This is a genomic window from Clostridium sp. AF29-8BH (genome assembly GCF_003478145.1).
GTDB lineage: Bacteria > Bacillota > Clostridia > Lachnospirales > Lachnospiraceae > Otoolea > Otoolea fessa.
In genome coordinates this window covers 1-20,867 of the sequence record NZ_QUEL01000006.1, presented here as the reverse complement: position 1 = coordinate 20,867, position 20,867 = coordinate 1, and the positions used below count along the sequence as shown (strand labels likewise).

Below are 20,867 nucleotides of genomic sequence, written 5' to 3'. Positions count from 1 at the left end.
AGGCGGATGAATGATATATGACAATCCTGATGACAGGCTTATGTGAGAAAGGTGCAGACCAGATCTGGAAACAGTGTAACGATGCGATGTACGCCCAGGGAGTTACCTGGCTGGAAGAGGCGGCATATGCGGGCGATGCAGAAGCATGGTTCTTTTTAGGACACTGTTACAGCTGGGGGGACGGGGCTGTCGGGTTCAATGAGAAAAAAGCGTATGAATGTTACCTGCGGGGGGCTTCGGCGGGAAGTGCCCGGGCAGTGTTAGGAGCGCTGCGCGCCGGTCAGTATGACGAACAGATGAAGCAGTCGGCACGTTATTCCATCGAGGAAAGTTACCGTCAGGTGCGGGATGCCGCTGAGATGGGCGATGTCTATGCCGCGTGGCAGATGGGCGAGGCAGTTGAGTGGGAAGATCTGGCCGATTATATGCCGCAGACTGAGAGCGCCCGTGAGCAGTGCCTCTTCTGGTACGAACGGGCGGCGGACGGCGGCATTATCCCGGCGATGGTTAAGATGGGAAAATGCTGCCAGAATGGTACATACCGGGAAAAAGATGAAAAAGAGGCACTTCGCTGGGCGAATCAGTGCGCCGCCAGCGGGGAGGTCTGGGGACTCTTCCAGATGGGGGAACATTATCGCCAGGAAGAAGACTGGGAAGTTGCATTCCAATATGACTATGCGGCGGCAAAGCAGGGGTCTTCCCGCGCCATGCTGTATCTGGGACAGATGTACTTAAACGGACAGGGCACAGAGCGCGATATCCAGGCGGCCGTCCAGGCGCTGGAAGGAGCCGCGGCGCGGAACGAGGCGGAGAGCTTTGAAGAACTTGGAAATCTGTTCTATCAGGATGAACTGGTGGAGCGCGATGATGAAAAAGCGTTTTACTGGTATGGAAAAGCATATGCGGCAGGCATCAAAGAGGCGGCGCTTCCGTTAGCCCGCCTGTATCTGCGCCCGTCCGACGAGCAGGACACCGTCCGGGCAGAAAAACTTCTGCGGGAGGCAGCTGGGATCGAGACGGACGGACAGGCAAGTCTGGCGCTTGGAAATATCTATCGGGATGGTCTGAACGGCGAGATTGATATGAAGCAGGCGGTTTCCTGGTACGAAAAAGGCGCTTCGCAGGGAAATCCAGAGTGCATGGAGATTCTTGGATGCCTGTATTTCCAGGGCGAAGAGGGAGTAGACCGCGATTATGCAAAAGCATTTGAGTGGCTGAACCGGTGCGAAGAAGCCGGAAGCCTGCAGTCTGCATCCAAGTTAGGCTATCTCTATATGAAGGGAGAAGGCTGCACCGCCGATGAAAATAAGGCGAAGGAGCTTTTTGAGCGGGCGGCACAGACGGAATGTGACGGATATGCACTCTATGAGCTTGGATTTATCTACGAACGGAAAAATGAATCCCCGGAAGATCTCGAGCGGGCGGCACAGTGCTACCAGAAGGCGATCGAGATGGGAAATGAGAGTGCTTCACGGCGGTTTTCCCATTTTAAGAAGGGATTGTTTGGGCGCTGGAAGATCACGTATTAAGGGGGAATTTTTCTTGCGCTGTGCCATAAAGTATGATAGAATTTTTAACTAAAGTGAGCAGGGGGGTCCGTAACTTTGCGGGAGAACTGCAAAACCACACAGAACACTTACATGGCAGAAAGTTTGACTCCGGCATCCTTTGCAAAGATGGGGACGACGGGGAAAGATAAAAAGAGAGGATGAAAATCATGGCAATCAATTACAGCAGTACCCGTGGCGGTGAAAACAACGTAACGGCTTCGATGGCGATCTTAAAGGGACTGGCAGCAGACGGCGGCCTGTTCATGCCGGATCATATCCCGGCGTTAGATTGCAGCCTGGAAGAATTATCCCATAAAACATATCAGGAAGTAGCTTATGCAGTTATGAAGCAGTTCCTGACTGATTTCACAGAGGAAGAGCTGAAAACCTGTATCGAGCGCGCTTACGACAGTAAGTTTGATACGGAAGAGATTGCGCCGCTTGTCAAAGCAGACGGAGCATATTATCTGGAGCTGTTCCACGGAAGCACGATTGCCTTCAAGGATATGGCGCTCTCGATCCTGCCGCATCTGATGACCGTATCGGCGAAGAAGAACCATGCGGAGAACACGATCGTGATCCTGACCGCAACCTCCGGCGATACCGGAAAGGCAGCGATGGCTGGTTTTGCAGACGTTGAGGGAACCAGAATTATCGTATTTTACCCGAAGGACGGCGTCAGCCGTGTGCAGGAGCTGCAGATGCTGACCCAGAAGGGCGCGAACACAAGCGTTGTCGGTATTTCCGGAAACTTTGATGATGCACAGAGCGGTGTCAAGAAAATCTTTGGTGACAAAGAATTTGCCAAAGAATTAGCAGGCAGAGGCTATCAGCTCTCTTCCGCAAACTCCATCAACATCGGTCGTCTCGTACCACAGGTTGTATACTATGTATATGCGTATGCAAAATTGCTTGAAAACGGCGAGATCGAGAACGGTGAGAAGATCAATGTAACCGTTCCGACCGGAAACTTCGGCAATATCTTAGCGGCTTATTTTGCAAAACAGATGGGTGTGCCGATCGACAAGCTGATCTGCGCGTCCAATGACAATAAAGTTCTGTACGACTTCTTTAAGACAGGCGTATATGACAAGAACCGTCCATTCATCCTGACCTCTTCCCCGTCGATGGATATTCTGATTTCCAGCAACCTGGAACGTCTGATTTATCTCTCCACCGGCTGCGATGCGGAGGAGACCAAGAAACGCATGGAAGAGCTTTCGAAAGATGGCAAATATTCGGTTACCGACGAGATGCGTGCGCGCATGGCAGATTTTGTCGGCGGTTATGCTGATCAGGCGGCAAATGCAGCCGAGATCAAGCGTCTCTATGATGAGACCGGTTATATGATCGATACGCATACCGGCGTTGCATCCTGCGTATACCATAACTATGTGAAGGAGACAGGCGATACCAAGAAGACAGTTATCGCATCGACGGCAAGCCCATATAAATTCTCCCGCAGCGTCATGGAGGCAATCTTCGGCAGCGAAGAAGGCAAGGGCGAGTTCGAGCTTATCGACGAGATGGAGAAAGCATCCGGCGTGAAGATCCCGCAGGCGATCGAGGAGATCCGCAAGGCAGAGATCCGTCACAACCGCCAGTGCAAGCCGGAGGAGATGGAGAAAACCGTTTCGGAGATTTTACAGTAAAAGTTACAAAATATTAAAATAATTGCCTGTTATTTTTTTGACAGGCTAGGCAAATACTGAATTATGGTATATAATAGACTCTGGTTAGATCAAAAAGAGACAACGAGGAGGTTTGTATATGTTAGTTAGTGCGAAGGAAATGCTTCAGAAGGCAAGAGATGGCAAATATGCGGTTGGTCAGTTCAACATCAACAATCTTGAATGGACCAAAGCGATTTTACTGACGGCACAGGAGCAGAACTCACCGGTTATCTTAGGTGTTTCTGAGGGCGCAGGCAAGTATATGACTGGCTTTAAGACAGTATCTGCGATGGTAAAAGCGATGATCGAAGAGCTGAACATCACGGTTCCGGTTGCGCTGCATCTGGATCACGGCACCTACGAGGGCTGCTACAAATGTATCGATGCTGGATTTTCTTCCATCATGTTTGACGGCTCCCATTATCCGATCGCCGAGAACGTAGAGAAAACCAAAGAATTAGTCAAAGTCTGCGCGGAGAAAGGTATTTCCCTGGAGGCTGAGGTTGGTTCCATCGGCGGCGAGGAAGACGGCGTGATCGGTATGGGCGAATGTGCAGATCCGAACGAGTGCAAGGCGATTGCAGACCTCGGAGTTGATATGCTGGCAGCAGGTATCGGCAATATCCACGGCAAATATCCGGCAAACTGGCCAGGCTTAAGCTTTGAGACGCTGGCAGCCGTAAAAGAAAAAGTAGGCGATATGCCGCTGGTTCTTCACGGTGGTACCGGTATTCCGGAAGATATGATCAAGAAAGCCATTTCTTTAGGTGTAGCGAAGATTAATGTAAATACTGAGTGCCAGCTGGCATTTGCAGAGGCAACCCGCCAGTATATCGAGGCTGGTAAGGATCAGCAGGGCAAAGGATTTGACCCGCGTAAACTTCTTGCACCTGGTTTTGAGGCGATCAAAGAGACGGTTAAGACAAAGATGGAACTGTTCGGTTCTATCGGAAAAGCCTGATGAATAAGTAAGGTTCATGACCGGACTGCAGGAATGTACATTTCGCAACGCGGATATACATACCGGCGGTCCGGTCTGTTTTCATATTAATGTGAGGGATTGAATGAGCGAGATTATCAATGTACCGGAAATTTTCGGAAAAAATGTGTTTAATGACAAGGCGATGCAGGAACGCCTTCCGAAAAGTGTTTACAAAAAACTGAAGAAAACCATTGAAGACGGAGCTGAGCTGGATCCGTCCATCGCAGATGTTGTCGCACACGCGATGAAAGACTGGGCGATCGAGCGCGGTGCGACGCATTATTCCCATTGGTTCCAGCCGCTGACCGGCATCACGGCAGAAAAACATGATGCGTTTATCTCCGTACCGGATTCCAACGGACGCGTTATCATGGAGTTTTCCGGTAAAGAGCTGATTAAGGGCGAGCCGGATGCATCCTCGTTTCCGTCGGGCGGACTTCGTTCCACCTTTGAGGCACGCGGCTATACAACCTGGGATTGTACTTCCCCGGCATTTCTGCGGGAAGATACGCTGGGCGTGACACTCTACATACCGACTGCATTCTGTTCGTACCGCGGCGAAGCACTGGATAAGAAGACGCCGCTGCTGCGTTCCATGCAGGCAATCAACGAGCAGGCACTCCGGATTCTCCGCCTGTTTGGAAATACGACTTCCCACCGTGTGATTCCGTATGTGGGACCGGAGCAGGAGTATTTTCTGGTTGATAAGAACAAATATTTACAGAGAAAAGACCTGATCTACACCGGTCGTACCCTGTTTGGCGCGATGCCGCCGAAAGGGCAGGAGATGGATGATCACTATTTTGGAAGCATCCGTCCGAGAGTCGGTGCGTTCATGAAAGAGTTAAATGAGACATTGTGGCGTCTGGGGGTCAGTGCAAAGACACAGCACAACGAAGTTGCACCAGCACAGCATGAATTAGCGCCAACCTATTGTCAGGTCAATCTGGCAGTCGATCACAACCAGATGGTCATGGAGGCGATGAAGCGTGTCGCAGGACATCACGGTCTGACCTGTCTGCTGCATGAGAAACCATTTGACGGAATCAATGGTTCCGGTAAGCACAACAACTGGTCCCTGACGAGCGACGACGGCATCAACATGATGAATCCGGGCGAGACGCCGCACGAAAATGTACAGTTCCTTCTGGTTCTGGCGTGCATCATGAAAGCAGTTGACAGACACGCGGATCTGCTGCGCGAGTCCACCGCGATTCCGGGCAACGATCATCGTCTGGGTGCGGCAGAGGCGCCGCCAGCGATCATCTCTATTTTCCTGGGCGAGCAGCTGGAGGATGTTATCGATCAGCTGTGCAGCACGGGCGAAGCCGCACATTCTAAGAAAGGCGAGGTACTTCAGACGGGAGTAGCGACACTTCCGGATTTCGTCAAGGATGCAACCGACCGCAACCGTACTTCACCGTTTGCGTTTACCGGTAACAAATTCGAGTTCCGTATGGTTGGTTCTTCGGATTCTGTTTCATCCCCGAACGTCGTGCTCAACACGATCGTGGCAGAAGCGTTTAAAGAGGCTGCGGACGAATTGGAAAACAGCGATGATTTTGACAGCGCAGTCCATGATATCATCAAGCGTCTGTTTGCAGAGCACCGCCGTATCATTTTCAGCGGAAATGGTTATTCTGAGGAATGGGTTAAAGAGGCAGAGCGCCGTGGACTCCCGAACCTGAAAGCGGGTATCGATTCTGTCGAGGCAATCCGGACCGAGAAAGCGATCAAGCTCTTTGAAGAATTTGGCGTGTACACCCGGACCGAGCTGGAATCCCGCGCCGAGATTGAGTATGAGGCATATTCCAAGACCGTCAACATCGAGGCAAAGACGATGATCGACATGGCGAGCAAGCAGATCATCCCGGCGGTTGTCAAATATACGACTCAGCTTGCTTCCTCCCTGACAGCCGTCCGGACTGCCTGTGAGGAGGCCGATGTCAGTGTCCAGAAAGAACTGCTTTTAGAGACCTCTGATAAACTTTCAGAGATGAAGGTGGCATTGGCGGCACTCAAAGATATCCTGGCAAAGGCATCTGCGATCAAGGATAACAAAGAAAAAGCATTCGCCTATCTGCATGAGGTGTGCCCGGCGATGGTAGCTCTCCGTAAACCGGCAGACGAACTGGAAATGCTGGTAGATAAAGAATTATGGCCATTTCCGAGTTATGGGGATTTGGTGTTTGAGGTGTAGGCAGCTTTTAGAAGGTATGATTTTAATTAAAAAGATTTTGACCATCGATATAAGCTATGAATCGTTGGTCAAAATCTTTTTTTAACAACACTTATATATTTTGCAAATACGGTTTATTTCCGTCCAGGACCCTGCGTCTGTCCCTCCTGAATCGTATCGCCCTGATTGGAGGTAAATCCGTTAATCCGTTTATCGGACGAATTTGACGAAGAGCCTGACGAGCTGGAGTTCGATGTCGTCGGTGCGGTGTAAGACGTGCCGTTGCTGTAGATGCGGCTTGGTACATTGCCGGTATCGCTGGTGGAACTGCTGCTTGTCTGGTTATTCGAAGAGCCTGACGAACTGGAAGTCCCGCCCGGCGTGGAAGTGGAGCTGCTGTAGCCGCTTCCAGGAATCGGAACGGTTGTGCCCGACGAAGAAGCATTTGACGAGCTGGAGCTGTTGGAACTTCCCGGTGCAGTAAAACTGGTCGAAGGATCGGAACTATTCGAATTGTTGGTGTTACCTGAACTGGAGGTCCCTGAATTGGAATTGTTCGAAGCCGTTCCGCTTGGCCCCGAAGTGCTGCTTGAAGAAGAACTGCCAGACGAAGTCCCTGTTCCCTGTGAAGCACTTGGGTCAAAATAGCTGTCGCTCATGCCGGAGAGACTGGACGGTGGATTCTGGCACGCACCGCTCTTGGCAAAGGTGTATTTCACCGAATCAATCGTCCGGGTTGTGTTCGAAGCCATCTTACCGTTCTCATCCAGATAATAGTAGGTGCCGGATACCTTAATCCAGCCTTTCTGACGGTGTCCGTACTCATTGAAATAGTACCAGGTGCCGTCGATCTGCTTCCAGCCGCGGCTCATATTGCCGTCTGTCTTGTCCATGTAGTAGGTGTTTCCGTTGCTGTCATTGAGCCAGCCAGTCAGCATCTTGCCATCATGGAGATAGTAGTATTCATTTTTAATAAGCTGCCAACCGGTCAGCATTTTTCCATTTTCGTCGAGATAATACCAGGTGCTGTTTACCTTCTGCCAGCCAGTCCGCATCGCCCCGTCCGTGCCGAAATAGTACCAGGTGCCGTTATCCATCTTCTGCCAGTTGGTAAACATCCGTCCATCATCGCCCAGATAATACCAGACCGTATCAAGCTGGAGCCAGCCCTTCTGCATCACACCGTACTGGTTAAAATAGTACCAGTAGTTGTTGATTTTCTGCCATTTAGTCATCATCTCGCCGCTCTGGTTGAAATAATACCAGGCGGAAGTGGATGAATCCTGACGCCATCCAGTCACCATTTTGCCGGTCGATTCATCCATATAATAATATTTCTCTCCGATATGTACCCATCCGGTATGCTTCTGACCGTCGTCGGTCATGTAGTACCAGTAGTTTCCGTCCTTCAGCCATCCAGCCGCACGGCTCTGGGAAGAAGGAAGCAGCCCCATGGCACCGATCAGGCAGGCAAGCCCAAGCAGCTTTGCATATCTTTTCCGCATCGCGTATCCCCCTTGCAATGTGATTTATCGTTATCTATGATTACAGTAGAAATTAATATCAAAGATGTTGGGGTCAAAAGGCATTTTGACCCCTCTGATACCAGATGCTCCGCACTATATGCTCCCGCAATCTTCAAAAACATTCGTAATTCGCTCATTTTTCTTTGAAAAATGGCTACTTACTCATGTTTTTGGCGGGTCCCAAGGTCAAAAATTCTCCTGCAAGCAAGCTTGCGTCGAACTTCTGACCTTTTGACCCTGGTATCATATCAAATTACTTTATAAGTATAACATAGAAAAATGTAAAATACCTAACGGAAATATTACAATTTTAACAAGTCCTCGGAAACAATTTTTCGATAATAATTTTTCGCATACCGGTACATCACGATCGTGTAATCGCCAAATTCGCGCCCTTCCATACTCTTGAAGACCGCCCAGAGCGCCCACAGGAAACCGCCGAGCGCCGCATAGGCATACGTGACAAAGCGTTCCTCGTCTGATGGGGCGTGCTGGAGGTATTCTTCCAGAAGGTGGTCAAGCTCTTCCTGTGAATAATATGAATAAATACTGCACATCGCAATATCAATGAGCGGATCGCACATGCCTGCATACTCCCAGTCGATCAGACGCAGGGAGCCGTCCGGCAGAAACAGGAAATTGTCTGCAACCGAATCAATATGGGAGAGGCAGCAAGGACGTTTCAGTGTATCCAGCCGATCCATCAGTTCATTCATCCGGGCGCGGACCGCCGGGTAGTCCTCGAACAGCATTTCCTCATGTCCGCGGCAGATCCTTTCATAAAAATCAATCCGTTCCCGAATGCGGAACGTGTGCGGAACCGTCACGCCGGAATGATGCAGCTTCCGCAGCATCTCCATGCAGGCGGCCATCTCCTGCGGATTCTTTGCATCCGCATTCCGAGCGCCCTCATAATACTGGGCGATCTTGTAGCCGGTTTTTCCGTCAAAATACAAAATATGTTCGGTAATGCCAAGCGGTGTGACCGCCTTGTAAACAGCCTCCTCCTCTTTCCGGTTAATCAGAAATTCTGTTCCCGGACCCGGAATGCGGCAGATATAATGTTTTCCATCCAGTTCAAACAGGAACGACTGGTTTGTCATACCAGATTTGAGACAGCGGATGTTGTGTATCGCTTCCTCTTTTACATTGAAAACGTGTGCGACCAGCTGCATGGCGGCATTGTCCGAATGATTCTGATATTTCGGATCAAACAGGCGCAGTTCTTCCAGGTTTTCAAACTCATAGACCTGATCCGCCGGCTGGCAGTTCATCGAAAAATCCAGTTCTTTGATATGATCGACGACAACCTGTTCCCAGTACCATTGTTCTGTGCCAGGCTGATGATAGGCTTCCTCAATGAGCGGAATGAGCTGGTTGGAAAAATCACGCGAGAGGAACGCAGGTCCATACATGACCCAGGAATCATGCCCACCGACCTGCACCGATGTGATACGTCCCTTTTTATTAGAAGAAAGACACCATTCCGACGTTTCACCATCCATATAAACAGAAGAGTACCATGCGCCGCACTCATATTTATGGTACATATTGTTCCGAATCCAGTTGTCCGAGACAAGCAGATACATATTGCGGCCGCGGAACAGCTCGCGGGCATGGTAGATCGTAGCCAGATTATTTTTGGTGGCGTACTCCGGGTTATAGAGGAGTTTGACCTGATATTTGTCGATCAGATATTCAAACTTTTCCTTTAAATAACCGACGATAATTGTGATATCCGTGATCCCCGCTTCATGGAGCTGCTTGATCTGGCGCTCAATCATCCGCTCGCCAAACACTTCCAGAAGCCCTTTTGGCGTTTCAAACGTCAGCGGCACAAACCGAGAGCCAAACCCGGCGGCGGTAATGACGGCGCCATCCACTTTAAATTGTTCCAGATACTTAAGCCCCTGTTCGGTCAGCAGATATTTCCCCGTATCCATATCCGTCATGAGAAATGCCTCCTCCAGGCAGTCCCCAAGCAATTTATTCACAGTCCCCAGGGAAAGATTCAAAATCGAAGCAAGCTCCCGCTGGGTCACATCCGGATTCTCATAGAAACTCCGGCAGATCAGTCCATAGCGATCCATATAAAACCTCCTGAATTATTAAATTCTTTTATTTTTCTCTTATATATTCACGTATTTCGTCATCATTATAGATGGATAAGAGTGAAAATAGGTTCTAGCTGTTGTGTGTTCAAAAAATAAAATTAAAAGTGATATATGAACATTATAGCATAAACACAGAGAAAGTAAACGGAAAAAGCAATGCTGCGGGGGGAAGAATAAAGACTGTTACTGGGCACGTATGCGTGAACAGTGACGAAAGGCTTGATAAGGTGGTCTGTGGGAAATAAGAAACGTAAAAAATACTGGAAATATAGGCATTTTGGCGGTTAAAACATGATTGTACAAATATAAATACAATTACGAAACTATAAAGAATTTTCGTAAAAAATCCGTAAGAAAATGCACAGATAAATGTTATGGTATTTTGGAAAAACGTGTATTATAATGTGGGTGTATCGGAGAAAGGCAGTACTTCACAGGGAAGAGAAACATAGGAAATACAGACAATATTCCACTTCAAAATAAAAAGTTGGAAATTCTGTAAAAAAACTATTGATAATTTTCCATATCCGAAGTATAATGACCTGGTAATGCAGTTAGGATTTCGAGAAAAATATTTCAAAAAGTAAAAAGGAGAGTGCATTAATTATGAGAAAGCAGACTAAATTAGTTGCAGTACTTTCTGCAGCAGCTTTACTCGCTATGGGTGCTTCCATGACTTCTTTCGCAGCTGGTTGGGAGAAAGATGACGCTGGAGTTTGGCACTACTATGACAGCGATGATGAGATGGTAACCGATGAGTGGAAGAAAGATGGCGGTAAATGGTTCCATCTTGACGAAGATGGTGAGATGGAGACAGATACATGGGTAGATGATGACTACTATGTAGCTGAAGATGGTCATATGCTGACCAACGAGTGGAAAAAGACCATGGCTGATGAGGATGAAGATGATCCGGAAGACGGCGGCGAGCATTGGTACTACTTCAACAACAAAGGTAAAAAAGTTACCGATACAGATAAGAAGATCAATGGCAAGACCTACTACTTCAACGAAGATGGTGAGATGCAGTATGGCTGGCACGAGGAAGACGGCAACGCATACTACTTAGGTACTGAGGACGAGGTTGGAGAGCTGAGTCTCAGTGGCTGTGGCTTGAGAAATCCGGTAACAATGAGAACGATCTGGATGATGATGATGATCTGGAAGTAGTTCTTGATTGTTCTGAAGATGACAACTGTGATGATGAGGGTTGGTACTGGTTCCAGTCTTCTGGTAAAGCATATCATGACACAGGCAAGAAGAAAATCAACGGCAAATACTATATGTTCAACGAGCACGGTCAGATGCTGTACGAGTGGATTGATGGTAAGGCTGTTGAACAGGGTTCCAACGCACAGCTTGATGGTAACCTTGCTAAGGGCGAATTAGCTACAACCAGCGTAATGAGATACTACAACGAAGTTGAAGATGGTTCCAGAGGTAACGGCTGGTATCAGATCGACGGCGCTGAGGATCTGGATGCTGATGGTGATACAGACTGGTACTACATCGATGACGGTGAAGTTAAATACGCTGATGGCGGTTCCAAAGACTTCGCTACTTACGATGATGACGGAGCTGTATACGTTCAGAGAATCAAAATTGAAGGTAAATACTTCTCCTTCAACGAAAAAGGTCAGATGCAGGATGGCTTACAGTACTGCCAGGCTGACGGCGGATTCTACTACTTCGATGCCAACGGCTATCAGAAGACTGGCCGCGTAACATCTGTAGAGAACGACGATGATGATTACACATTCTACTTCAACACCAAGAATGGTAAGAATGGTCTTGGCTACAATGGTCTGAAAGATGATTATCTGTACTTCAACGGTAAGAGACTGGATGCAGATGATGACTACAGACTGTACTACTATGATGGAGATATCTATCTGACCAATACCAAGGGTAAAGTTCAGAAGACCTCCAAGAAGTATGACATCGAGAACAAGGGCATCGCTGAGGATGATGTAAAAGTAGAGATCAGCGGCAAGAAAGTTGTATCCGTTACTTTAGCTAGCGGTAAGACAATCAAAGCTGAGGATCTGATTGCTGATGCAGAAGCTCAGTTTGGTAAAGATGTTGTTACAGAGGATCAGATCGTATCTGTACCGTTCATCCAGCTGTATGATGACGATATTTATACCTACACAAATCTGGCTGGTACTAAGGCTGTTGAAGGTTGGTTAGGATTAAACAAATAATTAATCTGAATTTTATTCGATTAGTCATTTGACCTAGGATAATTGAGAAGCGGTATTTCAGGATATTTCCTGGAATGCCGCTTCTTTTTTAGTAAAAAGAGCTCCGATACCTCGAAGTGTTTCGAGATGGCGGAGTTTTTTATGTGGTCGCAATGTAAATGAAGCCTGTCTGTATGACTGCATTTGCCCTCTGTCAGTTAAAGAATAGAATATGCAAAACTCTCTGCAGTACTATCATTTTGAGTTTAAGCATATCTTCCAAGTCTTGTTTCACTGATTCTTTCATGATATGATAATAAAAACAACAAATTATCATGATGTGTGATAAACGTGCAGTTTTATTAAAAAGAGAGGGAGCCATATGGTATATATTTAAATCCCGGAAACGCAGCTTTTTCAGAAGCGGTGCATTCTCAGATCTATGTAGATAAAACAGAGCTGATTTCTTATACCAACAGTGTGCTGGCAACAAACCAGAAAAATATCTGCGTCAGCCGCCCAAGGAGATTTGGAAAATCCATTACAGCCAATATGCTGGCTGCTTATTATAGTAAGGGATGTCAGTCTGATACTTTATTTAAAGACCGAAAAATCAGCTGTTCAAAAGATTATAAAAAATATTTAAACACTTACACAACTATATTTTTAAATATCCAGGAATTTTTAAGTCGAAGCTCTAATGTAGAAGAATTGATTCAGCGGATCCGGCGTTCACTCATGAGAGAAATTCGCCGTGAATATCCAACGATTGATTTTTATGATGAATTAGATCTGACGGAAAATATGAAGGAAATTTATGCTGAAACAAATGAGCCATTTATTATAATCATTGATGAATGGGATTGTATTTTTAGGGAATACGCAGAAGATAAAGCGGCTCAGGAACGATATCTGGATTTTCTTCGTGATTTTCTAAAGGATAAGGCACATATACATCTGGCATATATGACAGGAATATTGCCAATAAAAAAATACGGTACCCATTCTGCGCTCAATATGTTTGATGAATTCTCGATGGCAAATCCAGGTGTTCTGGCGCAATATGTCGGTTTCACAGAAAATGAGGTGCGCTGCCTCTGCTCAGATTATCAAATGGATTTGGCAGAAATCAAAGAATGGTATGATGGATATCGCTTTGAAAAAGCCTCTTCTATTTACAGTCCGCGTTCGGTTGTGGCTGCTATGACTTCTGGTATCTGCGATTCTTATTGGAACCAGACCGAAACATTTGAGGCACTGCGCGGATATATTGACATGAATTTTGATGGGCTGAAAGACGATGTTCTCAGCATGATGGCCGGAGAAATGGTACCGGTCAATACAGGTAGTTTCAGCAATGATATGACGACATTTCACAGCGAGGATGATGTCCTGACTTTGCTGATTCATCTGGGATATCTTGGATACGATTTCAGCCATAAATCAGTTTTTATTCCGAATAATGAAATCCGTGGAGAGTTTGTAAATGCGGTTTCGGTTTCTCAATGGGGAGAGGTCTCGAAAGCATTAAAAAACTCAGCTGATTTACTTAATGCTATCTGGAGAAAAGATGAAGAAAAAGTAGCTGTCTATATGGAACAGGCTCATTTTGAAACATCCCATTTACAGTATAATAATGAAAATGCACTGAGTTATACTGTATCACTGGCACTCTACGCTGCCAGAAACTTTTATCAGGTTTATCGTGAATTTCCATCGGGATCTGGATTTGCAGATATAGTTTATTTACCGCGAAAAGAATTTCCGGATAAGCCAGCTTTGATTGTCGAACTAAAATGGAACAAATCGGCCGAAGGCGCAATTCACCAGATATTAAAAAAACAATATTTCCAGAATCTGGAAGATTATTCAGGAAATATGCTGCTGGTTGGAATCAATTATGATTTAAAGACGCGAAAACATGAATGTAAAATTTTAGAATTTAAAAAATGAAAAGCAAGTTATTTGTCACGGCGGCAGTAAAAAGAGATGTTGATTGAGAAATCCTCTTTTTGCGGCCGATGTGATTTGACATCCAATTCAAATCTGAATCATTAAGCTGATAGCTTGATATAAGAGGACTCCGTCACTTCAGAGAAGTCTGAGGTGGCGGAGTCCTCTTTTTGTCAAGGTCGAACGTTGTACCGTTTACTAATTCAATCTTTCAAATATACCAGGCAGCGTTTCTTAAAAAAAGCAATTCCATAACACAAAATTTTATCATAGGAATCCTCAAATTCTTTTGCATACATTTTTTCATCGATCTGGGCAAGTGCTTTTTGGCAGGATTGTTTCATCTGGTCAAGCGTGCTGGAATATTTCACTTCAAAAAGGGCCAATTGTCCATTTTCAGAGTCGTAGACAATCACATCGCTTCGTCCTTCTCCATGCTCTTTATTCGACTCCACCACATAACCGGCACCAGTAAAAATACCTGCCAGAAATGCATGGTAAAAGTCTTCTCGGTAATCATGATAACTGATGGTTTTTCTTAAAAGTTTATTCATCTCATCCGTCATCCTGTCGCTGTTTCCATCCCATACCGCATGAAATAATTCTGTGCGGTTCCAATGCTTCGTTGATTCGTTAAACCATTTTATAATTGTTGACTCAAAAATATCTTTGATTTCCCTATTCGGAATCATCAACGCGGTTGTTCCATCTGGAATAGTTTCTTGAATATCCATCTCTCGAACGCGCGTCAGATAACCGGTTAAATATAAAATACTCCATAAGTTATCCTCGGAAGAATGAAGATAATCATAGGTTAAATTTTCTTCAATCTTTTGGAAAATATATCCGCCGGACAATAATTTTTCCAATTTCATTGTGATACTGCTTCCAGCATAATCAATGAAAGAGCGAATAATTGCATTATCGCTTGTATTCTTCCAATAACTCTCAGGCTTCATGGAAGGATTATGCTGAAGATCCCGAAGATAATTCATCACATCCCACGGGCAATATACATCAAAGCATCCGAAATGATAACCGTCATACCAGGCTTTAATTTCATCCGAATATTCGGCAGTATTGGATTCCTTTAAAATCTGATTTACATCGTTTTGTGTAAAGCCAAAATATTCATTTAATCGAGAATCTGTGATGGTATCCGAAACAAAATTATTGGTTCCAGTGAAGATACTTTCTTTAGCAATTTTCAAGCATCCTGTCACAACCGCAAAGCAGAGGCTGGAATTATCTTTTAATGAGGTACTCATCATTGCTTTCATGATTTCCAGCATTTCCTGATAATACCCATTGCTGCTTGCTTTCGCAACGGGAACATCGTATTCATCCAACAAAAGAATAACTGTCTTCCCATAATAAGCCTGCATCATTTTCATCAAAATCAGGATAGAACCCTTTACATCTGTTGCAGATGCAGTCTGATTTTTTAGTCGTTTAAAAATCTCTTTATATGCATCGCTGACGGCATCGCTTTGCTCCAAATAAGAGTATTCGATGCATATCTGGGATATGACAAATTTCAGCATATCAAAAGCACTGTCAAATGTAATCCCATCTACATCCTTAAAGGTAATAAAAAGAGTCGGACGCTGATTCATCCATGTTTGACAAATAGCTGATTCATGACTGATTTCCAAATCTTGAAATAACGAATGGTTATCATGTCGAATATCGAAAAAATGTTCCAGCATACTCATAGCCAGCGTCTTTCCAAATCGTCTGGGGCGAGTAATCAGCGTGACGTTTGCTGTGCTTTTCTTTAATAATTCCGAAATGAGTCCCGTTTTATCCACATAGTAATATTCATTTTCACGTATCTGAGAAAAATCCGAGACGCCAACCGGAATATTAAGATTCGTCATAGAATCATCGCTCCTTTCGAAAAATCAGGCTGTTTTTATTATCATATCATGAAAGGATGGGGGAAACAAGGTGGAGAAAGAGATTGAACAGATAGAAAAAAGTCCCCTGGGAATCGCCCTAACAAAAAAGGGTTGTTACACCATATAAGTGCACAACCCTTTTCATTTTATTCAGATCTGCCACACGTTTGTGTAACAGCTCTTCTTTAAATGTTATTTGAGATATAGATTATTTATTAGCTACAGCGTTCTGTGCTGCCTCGTAAGCATCTGTATTCTCGTAGTGTGTAACGCCCAGTGCATCCTGATAAATTGCATTGTCGAACAGCTCAATCTTCGGTAATGTAGCGGCGTTCTTATAGGTGCCCTCAGAACCATCTTTAGTAGAAGAGGCAATCTCGTATGTGTTTCTGAACGTAAACTTAACGTCATCACCAAAATTTTCTACATCATACTCTTTAGAAGTAGATTTCTGAAGTTTACCTTTGTTGTTTACCAGATAGTATTTCTTATCTACAACATAGATTCTGTAATCATCATCTGCTTCCAGTCTCTTGCCATTCCAGTAAAGGTAACCGGATTTCTCACCTGTATAACCCTGACCATTCTTACCATTCTTGGTCTCGAAGTAGTAGGTGTAGTTATCATCCTCTTCTTCAACATTAGCAATCTTGCCGGTCTTCATATAACCATCATTGTCGAAGTAGTAGAATTTCTTATCGATCATCTGTAAACCAGTCTGCATCTGACCAATTTCATTGAAGCAGAAGTTCTTGCCATTGATCTTGATCTTCTTGGTATATACTTTAGCACCGTCATCAGTTAAGTCAGTATTGTTCTTCTCACCGTCATCAGCTTTCTTAGCCTTACCGTCTTTGAAGTAATACCAATCGGTATCATCGCCTGCCTTAAGTGCATCAGCACCATCGATCTGATACCAGCCATCAGCTCTCCAGCCCTCTTCAACTACGTTCATGTAACGTACTTCAGAAGCGGTAGCTTCGATGGAATCGCTATCCAGTTTTGCATTGGAAGCCACGTTTGCTTTAACACCATTGATCCACTCATACAGCATCTGACCATGATTGTTGAAGTAGTAGTATTTACCGTTGATCTTTTTCTGCTTAGCGTCTTTGTACATCTTACCGTCGCTACCGAACCAGTACCAACCTTCTTCATCACACGGATCATCATTCTGAGAATCATGGCTTACGGCATCTGCTGCATCTTTCTCATCATCATCTTCGGAATCCGGAGCAGCTAACCACAGCCAAGAAGAGTTGGTTCTAGCACCGTCATCCTCTTCGCCTAAGTAGTATACGTTGTTGTTAGAATCAGCATACCAACCATACTGCATTTTTCCATCTTCATCGAAGAAGTAAGTCTTGCCATTGATCTTTTTATCATCAGAAGTGGTCTTTTTACCCTTGCTGCCGAAGTAGTACCAGCTTTCGCCATCCTCGTCCGGATCATCCTGATCGTCATCGGACACGGTCTTCTTCCACTCGTTAGTCAGCATATGACCATCTTCAGCTACATAGTAGTCATCGTCTACCCAAGAATCTGTCAGCATGTTGCCGTCATCATCCAGATAGAACCACTTACCACCGTCTTTTTTCCACTCGCCTGTTACCATCTCATCGTCGCTGTCATAGTAGTGCCAAACACCAGCGTCATCTTTCTCCCAACCAGCTGCGAAAGAAGTCATGGAAGCACCCATAGCGAGTAAAGCTGCTGCAGAAAGTACTGCAACTAATTTAGTCTGCTTTCTCATAATTAATGCACTCTCCTTTTTACTTTTTGAAATAATTTTCTCGAAATCCTAACTGCATTACCAGGTCATTATACTTCGGATATAGAAAAGTATCGGGAGGTGGGATTTGTCGATTTTTCGTTTCTTTTTTTCGTTGACTTTTCTTTCTTTCCCAAATACAATAGAAGAAAGAAAGAAAGAAAGAAAGAAAGAAAGAAAGAAAGGTGAATAGTATGCTTTCGTTTGAGAATCAAGAGGTGGAATTTAAGCAAGAATATGTACCTGAGATTCGAAAAGAAGTAATTGCCTTTGCAAATGCTTCTGGAGGTACTATTTTGATTGGTGTTAGAAAAGATGGAGCAATTATTGGCGTAGATGATCCAGATGCAATCATGCTTCAGGTTGCAGGTTCTTTAAAAGATTCTATCGCACCTGATATTATGCCTTTTGTCAATATAAAAACTGTGGAAATTGACGGAAAAACGGTCGTTGAAATTAATATTGCAACAGGAACGAATCGTCCATATTATATTCGGGAAAAAGGTCTAAAGCCCAGTGGTGTATATGTTCGAAAAGGAAGTTCTTCACAACCCATGACAGATGAGGGCATCCGGGAAATGATCATTCAAAGCGGCAGATGTTCCTATGAAACAAGCCGAAGCATGAATCAGGATTTGACATTTGAGTATTTTGAAAATGAGATGCACAAACGAAAAATTGCGTTTGGAAGATCACAGATGCAAACATTAAAACTGATAGGTGATGATCATTTATACACAAATCTTGCATTGCTATTATCGGATCAATGTGAAGTAACAACAAAAGTGGCTCTTTTTCAAGGAACAGATAAAGCGGTTTTCAGAGATAGAAAGGAATTTTCTGGTTCTATTTTAAAACAATTGGAAGACGTTTATCAGTTTATTGATTTAAACAATAAAACGCAAGCCAGTTTTTCGGGTTTAATCCGTATTGACAAAAAAGATTACCCAGAAGAGGCAATCAGAGAAGCTCTTTTAAATAGTATTGTTCATCGAGATTATTCGTTTAGTGGAAGTAATCTTATAAATATTTATGACGATCGTATAGAAATTGTCTCATTGGGAGGATTGGTTTCCGGACTGGAATTAAATTCTATTTTTCTGGGTGTATCGCAGCCAAGGAATCCTAATTTGGCAGCTATTTTTTATCGCATGATGTTAATAGAAAGTTATGGTACAGGAATTGGAAAAATTCAACGAGCCTATAGAGATAACGAAAAAAAGCCTTTTTTTGAAACAGCAAAAGGTGTTTTCCGTGTTACACTTCCAAATAGAAACGAAGGAATACAAAAGCTGTCAAAACCAAGGAAACGTCTGGTAGCAGTTTATCGACAGCCGCTTGCCTCTGAAAAAGAAGAAATTCTCTCCTATGTAGCAGAGCATAAAAAAATAACAAGAAAAGAAACCGAAGCGCTTTTAAATATAGGTACAACAAAAGCGTATAGGATCTTAAAGGAATTATCCAGTGCCGGAAAATTGCATATAAATGGTTCTGGAAAAAATGTTTATTATACAGGAGAGTAAGCGATTAGCTAAATCAGAACTTAAACGTGCAAACTGGAAGCTCGGATTCCGATTCAGCTTTGCTGACCTGAAAAGATGAAAGAAACCAAATATACCGTTAAATACACGACCGGTTTCAAAAAAGACTACAAACGAGCCATAAAGCGTGGCTTGAAGATCGAGCTGCTGGAGCAGGTCGTAGCATTGCTGGCAATGGGCGAGCCGCTGCCGGATAAGAACCGCGACCATGACCTGTCCGGCGATTGGGCAGGTCATCGGGAATGTCATATTCTCCCGACTGGCTGCTTGTGGATGGTGTTTGTCAGCGTGTCAAAATTCTCATACTTGTCAATCAAGGCTATAAATTTCTCTGCTGATTTCTGGCTCTGCTCGTAGCCGGTAACAGCCTTTTCCAGTTCCGCGATCTCAATCTCAAGTTCGTCTTGAAACAAAAATGCTCTAAGTGATTTCTTCACTAACCATGACAAATATCATGATTAAGAAGTCACTTAGAGCATATATCACTTCTTGTTTATCTGTCTTTATTTTTCTTTTGGCTGCACGCAGCGGCTGAATCCCCGCTCGCTTACATAAAGTACGGCTGCGGCCGGAATTGCTGTTACGCAGACAACCAGCAGGTTAAAAATCCATTTAAAATTGGTAATGAAGTGCAGGCTCTGCGGAACTGTGATTTTATCATATAAAAATGCCAGAATCTGTGGATCTCTGGTTAAAGTAAATGCTAAAAATGCCACTCCGATTCCCAGCACAATCGCCATGCCAAAAAGGATTCCCCAGACACTCCAGGTTGTTTTTGTATTAGCTGTCATACTCGATTGCCTCCTTAAAATTGATGGCTTTAGTGTAACGCAAAGATGTGTTCCTTTTGTGAAGAATACATAAAATTTCTGGTTATCTTTGTAAAAAGTATTTTATATACAAAAAGCAGCATACAGAGGCACGATTTTCTTGTTTTCATCAAATACAATTAATGTTGTTTCGCGGACAATCGTCTGACTGGATATATGAGAAAGAATCGGAACCAAGTATTCAGGACTAATGTCTTCATCAAATGTCTGCTTAAGCTTTGGATTTGTATCAAAATTAAAGTAAACAGTATTTTCGTAATGGGTACGTCCAAATTCGAGAACAGAATAGGTTTTGCCTACCTGTCTGGCCCCCTGCAATATCAATGGTTTGCGATGTTTACTGTTTTTCCAGTATTCTAAAAATATTGTAATTTTTCGATACATGAAAACACCTCCCGATACTTTTCCATATCCGAAGTATAATGACCTGGTAATGCAGTTAGGATTTCGAGAAAATTATTTCAAAAAGTAAAAGGAGCTTCCTGTATAATAAAAAGCGTAGACGTTGAAAATTGAAAATACCTCAGAGTACAATAAGACTACTGACTGGCAGGTTAGTAAAAATCTTATTATACAGAGAGGTATCTACAATGAAGTCTAACACACAGAACGCAAAAATTGAAGCTATTACAGAAAAAACTTTGGTACTCGGAATTGATGTCGG

Annotated in this window: 14 protein-coding genes and 2 pseudogenes; 9 read left to right on the top strand and 7 right to left on the bottom strand. The window is 44.3% G+C overall.

Translation table 11 applies throughout. The annotated features are described in order from the left end of the window. Nucleotides 1–17: 17 nt before the first annotated feature. The 4 genes from DWZ16_RS05675 to DWZ16_RS05660 all read left to right on the top strand — a co-directional run bounded on the left by DWZ16_RS05675 (nt 18) and on the right by DWZ16_RS05660 (nt 6,405). A complete protein-coding gene (locus DWZ16_RS05675; RefSeq protein ID WP_243015227.1) occupies nt 18–1,529 on the top strand; it encodes a tetratricopeptide repeat protein in 1,512 nt (503 codons plus the stop codon). Between the two features lie 188 nt (nt 1,530–1,717). Beyond that, nucleotides 1,718–3,202: a threonine synthase gene (thrC, locus tag DWZ16_RS05670; RefSeq protein ID WP_118481948.1), complete on the top strand. Its 1,485-nt coding sequence runs from the start codon at nt 1,718–1,720 to the stop codon at nt 3,200–3,202. Nucleotides 3,203–3,320: 118 nt separating this feature from the next. Then, the gene (fba, locus tag DWZ16_RS05665; protein WP_022360285.1) at nt 3,321–4,184 is read left to right on the top strand and encodes a class II fructose-1,6-bisphosphate aldolase; all 864 of its coding nucleotides are present in this window, start codon (nt 3,321–3,323) and stop codon (nt 4,182–4,184) included. Nucleotides 4,185–4,287: 103 nt separating this feature from the next. Beyond that, nucleotides 4,288–6,405: a glutamine synthetase III gene (locus tag DWZ16_RS05660; RefSeq protein ID WP_118468361.1), complete on the top strand. Its 2,118-nt coding sequence runs from the start codon at nt 4,288–4,290 to the stop codon at nt 6,403–6,405. 113 nt (nt 6,406–6,518) lie between these two features. On the opposite strand, the gene DWZ16_RS05655 is transcribed toward DWZ16_RS05660, so the two are convergent. After that, entirely contained in the window at nt 6,519–7,889 is a 1,371-nt protein-coding gene (locus DWZ16_RS05655) for an N-acetylmuramoyl-L-alanine amidase family protein (RefSeq protein ID WP_118468359.1), read from the bottom strand. A gap of 323 nt (nt 7,890–8,212) precedes the next feature. After that, the gene (locus DWZ16_RS05650) at nt 8,213–10,000 is read right to left on the bottom strand and encodes a phosphotransferase (RefSeq protein WP_118468357.1); all 1,788 of its coding nucleotides are present in this window, start codon (nt 9,998–10,000) and stop codon (nt 8,213–8,215) included. Between the two features lie 630 nt (nt 10,001–10,630). On the opposite strand from DWZ16_RS05650, the gene DWZ16_RS16640 reads away from it, so the two are divergent. From DWZ16_RS16640 to DWZ16_RS05640, 3 genes are all read left to right on the top strand, one after another. Then, nucleotides 10,631–11,194: a hypothetical protein gene (locus DWZ16_RS16640; RefSeq protein WP_412694294.1), complete on the top strand. Its 564-nt coding sequence runs from the start codon at nt 10,631–10,633 to the stop codon at nt 11,192–11,194. A gap of 113 nt (nt 11,195–11,307) precedes the next feature. Continuing rightward, entirely contained in the window at nt 11,308–12,228 is a 921-nt protein-coding gene (locus DWZ16_RS16635) for a hypothetical protein (RefSeq protein ID WP_412694293.1), read from the top strand. A gap of 405 nt (nt 12,229–12,633) precedes the next feature. Continuing rightward, nucleotides 12,634–14,160: an AAA family ATPase gene (locus DWZ16_RS05640; RefSeq protein ID WP_243015228.1), complete on the top strand. Its 1,527-nt coding sequence runs from the start codon at nt 12,634–12,636 to the stop codon at nt 14,158–14,160. Between the two features lie 203 nt (nt 14,161–14,363). Here DWZ16_RS05640 and DWZ16_RS05635 read toward each other — a convergent pair whose 3' ends face one another. Both DWZ16_RS05635 and DWZ16_RS05630 read right to left on the bottom strand, forming a co-directional pair. Continuing rightward, nucleotides 14,364–16,040, bottom strand: coding sequence for an AAA family ATPase (locus tag DWZ16_RS05635; protein ID WP_118468352.1), 1,677 nt, complete (start codon nt 16,038–16,040; stop codon nt 14,364–14,366). A gap of 229 nt (nt 16,041–16,269) precedes the next feature. Then, a complete protein-coding gene (locus tag DWZ16_RS05630; protein WP_118522443.1) occupies nt 16,270–17,814 on the bottom strand; it encodes a glucan-binding protein in 1,545 nt (514 codons plus the stop codon). A 212-nt stretch (nt 17,815–18,026) separates the two neighbouring features. On the opposite strand from DWZ16_RS05630, the gene DWZ16_RS05625 reads away from it, so the two are divergent. Continuing rightward, entirely contained in the window at nt 18,027–19,355 is a 1,329-nt protein-coding gene (locus DWZ16_RS05625) for an RNA-binding domain-containing protein (protein ID WP_118522442.1), read from the top strand. Between the two features lie 75 nt (nt 19,356–19,430). After that, nucleotides 19,431–19,645: pseudogene (locus DWZ16_RS05620) on the top strand (type II toxin-antitoxin system YafQ family toxin); the annotation flags it as partial. Nucleotides 19,646–19,685: 40 nt separating this feature from the next. Here the strand turns inward: DWZ16_RS05620 and DWZ16_RS16630 are convergent. From DWZ16_RS16630 to DWZ16_RS05610, 3 genes and pseudogenes are all read right to left on the bottom strand, one after another. Further along, nucleotides 19,686–19,810 (bottom strand): annotated as a pseudogene (locus DWZ16_RS16630) (hypothetical protein); the annotation flags it as partial. Nucleotides 19,811–19,876: 66 nt separating this feature from the next. After that, the gene (locus DWZ16_RS05615) at nt 19,877–20,164 is read right to left on the bottom strand and encodes a hypothetical protein (RefSeq protein ID WP_107001445.1); all 288 of its coding nucleotides are present in this window, start codon (nt 20,162–20,164) and stop codon (nt 19,877–19,879) included. 102 nt (nt 20,165–20,266) lie between these two features. Then, nucleotides 20,267–20,587: an AAA family ATPase gene (locus DWZ16_RS05610; protein WP_107001446.1), complete on the bottom strand. Its 321-nt coding sequence runs from the start codon at nt 20,585–20,587 to the stop codon at nt 20,267–20,269. Between the last annotated feature and the right edge of the window lie 280 nt (nt 20,588–20,867).

Excerpts from the sequence above, each read along its gene's own strand:
- DWZ16_RS05675 (WP_243015227.1), top strand. The coding sequence starts at position 18 with ATGACAATCCTGATGACAGGCTTATGTGAGAAAGGTGCAGACCAGATC.
- thrC (WP_118481948.1), top strand. The coding sequence starts at position 1,718 with ATGGCAATCAATTACAGCAGTACCCGTGGCGGTGAAAACAACGTAACG.
- fba (WP_022360285.1), top strand. The coding sequence starts at position 3,321 with ATGTTAGTTAGTGCGAAGGAAATGCTTCAGAAGGCAAGAGATGGCAAA.
- DWZ16_RS05660 (WP_118468361.1), top strand. The coding sequence starts at position 4,288 with ATGAGCGAGATTATCAATGTACCGGAAATTTTCGGAAAAAATGTGTTT.
- DWZ16_RS05655 (WP_118468359.1), bottom strand. The coding sequence starts at position 7,889 with ATGCGGAAAAGATATGCAAAGCTGCTTGGGCTTGCCTGCCTGATCGGT.
- DWZ16_RS05650 (WP_118468357.1), bottom strand. The coding sequence starts at position 10,000 with ATGGATCGCTATGGACTGATCTGCCGGAGTTTCTATGAGAATCCGGAT.
- DWZ16_RS16640 (WP_412694294.1), top strand. The coding sequence starts at position 10,631 with ATGAGAAAGCAGACTAAATTAGTTGCAGTACTTTCTGCAGCAGCTTTA.
- DWZ16_RS16635 (WP_412694293.1), top strand. The coding sequence starts at position 11,308 with ATGTTCAACGAGCACGGTCAGATGCTGTACGAGTGGATTGATGGTAAG.
- DWZ16_RS05635 (WP_118468352.1), bottom strand. The coding sequence starts at position 16,040 with ATGACGAATCTTAATATTCCGGTTGGCGTCTCGGATTTTTCTCAGATA.
- DWZ16_RS05630 (WP_118522443.1), bottom strand. The coding sequence starts at position 17,814 with ATGAGAAAGCAGACTAAATTAGTTGCAGTACTTTCTGCAGCAGCTTTA.
- DWZ16_RS05625 (WP_118522442.1), top strand. The coding sequence starts at position 18,027 with ATGCTTTCGTTTGAGAATCAAGAGGTGGAATTTAAGCAAGAATATGTA.
- DWZ16_RS05615 (WP_107001445.1), bottom strand. The coding sequence starts at position 20,164 with ATGACAGCTAATACAAAAACAACCTGGAGTGTCTGGGGAATCCTTTTT.
- DWZ16_RS05610 (WP_107001446.1), bottom strand. The coding sequence starts at position 20,587 with ATGTATCGAAAAATTACAATATTTTTAGAATACTGGAAAAACAGTAAA.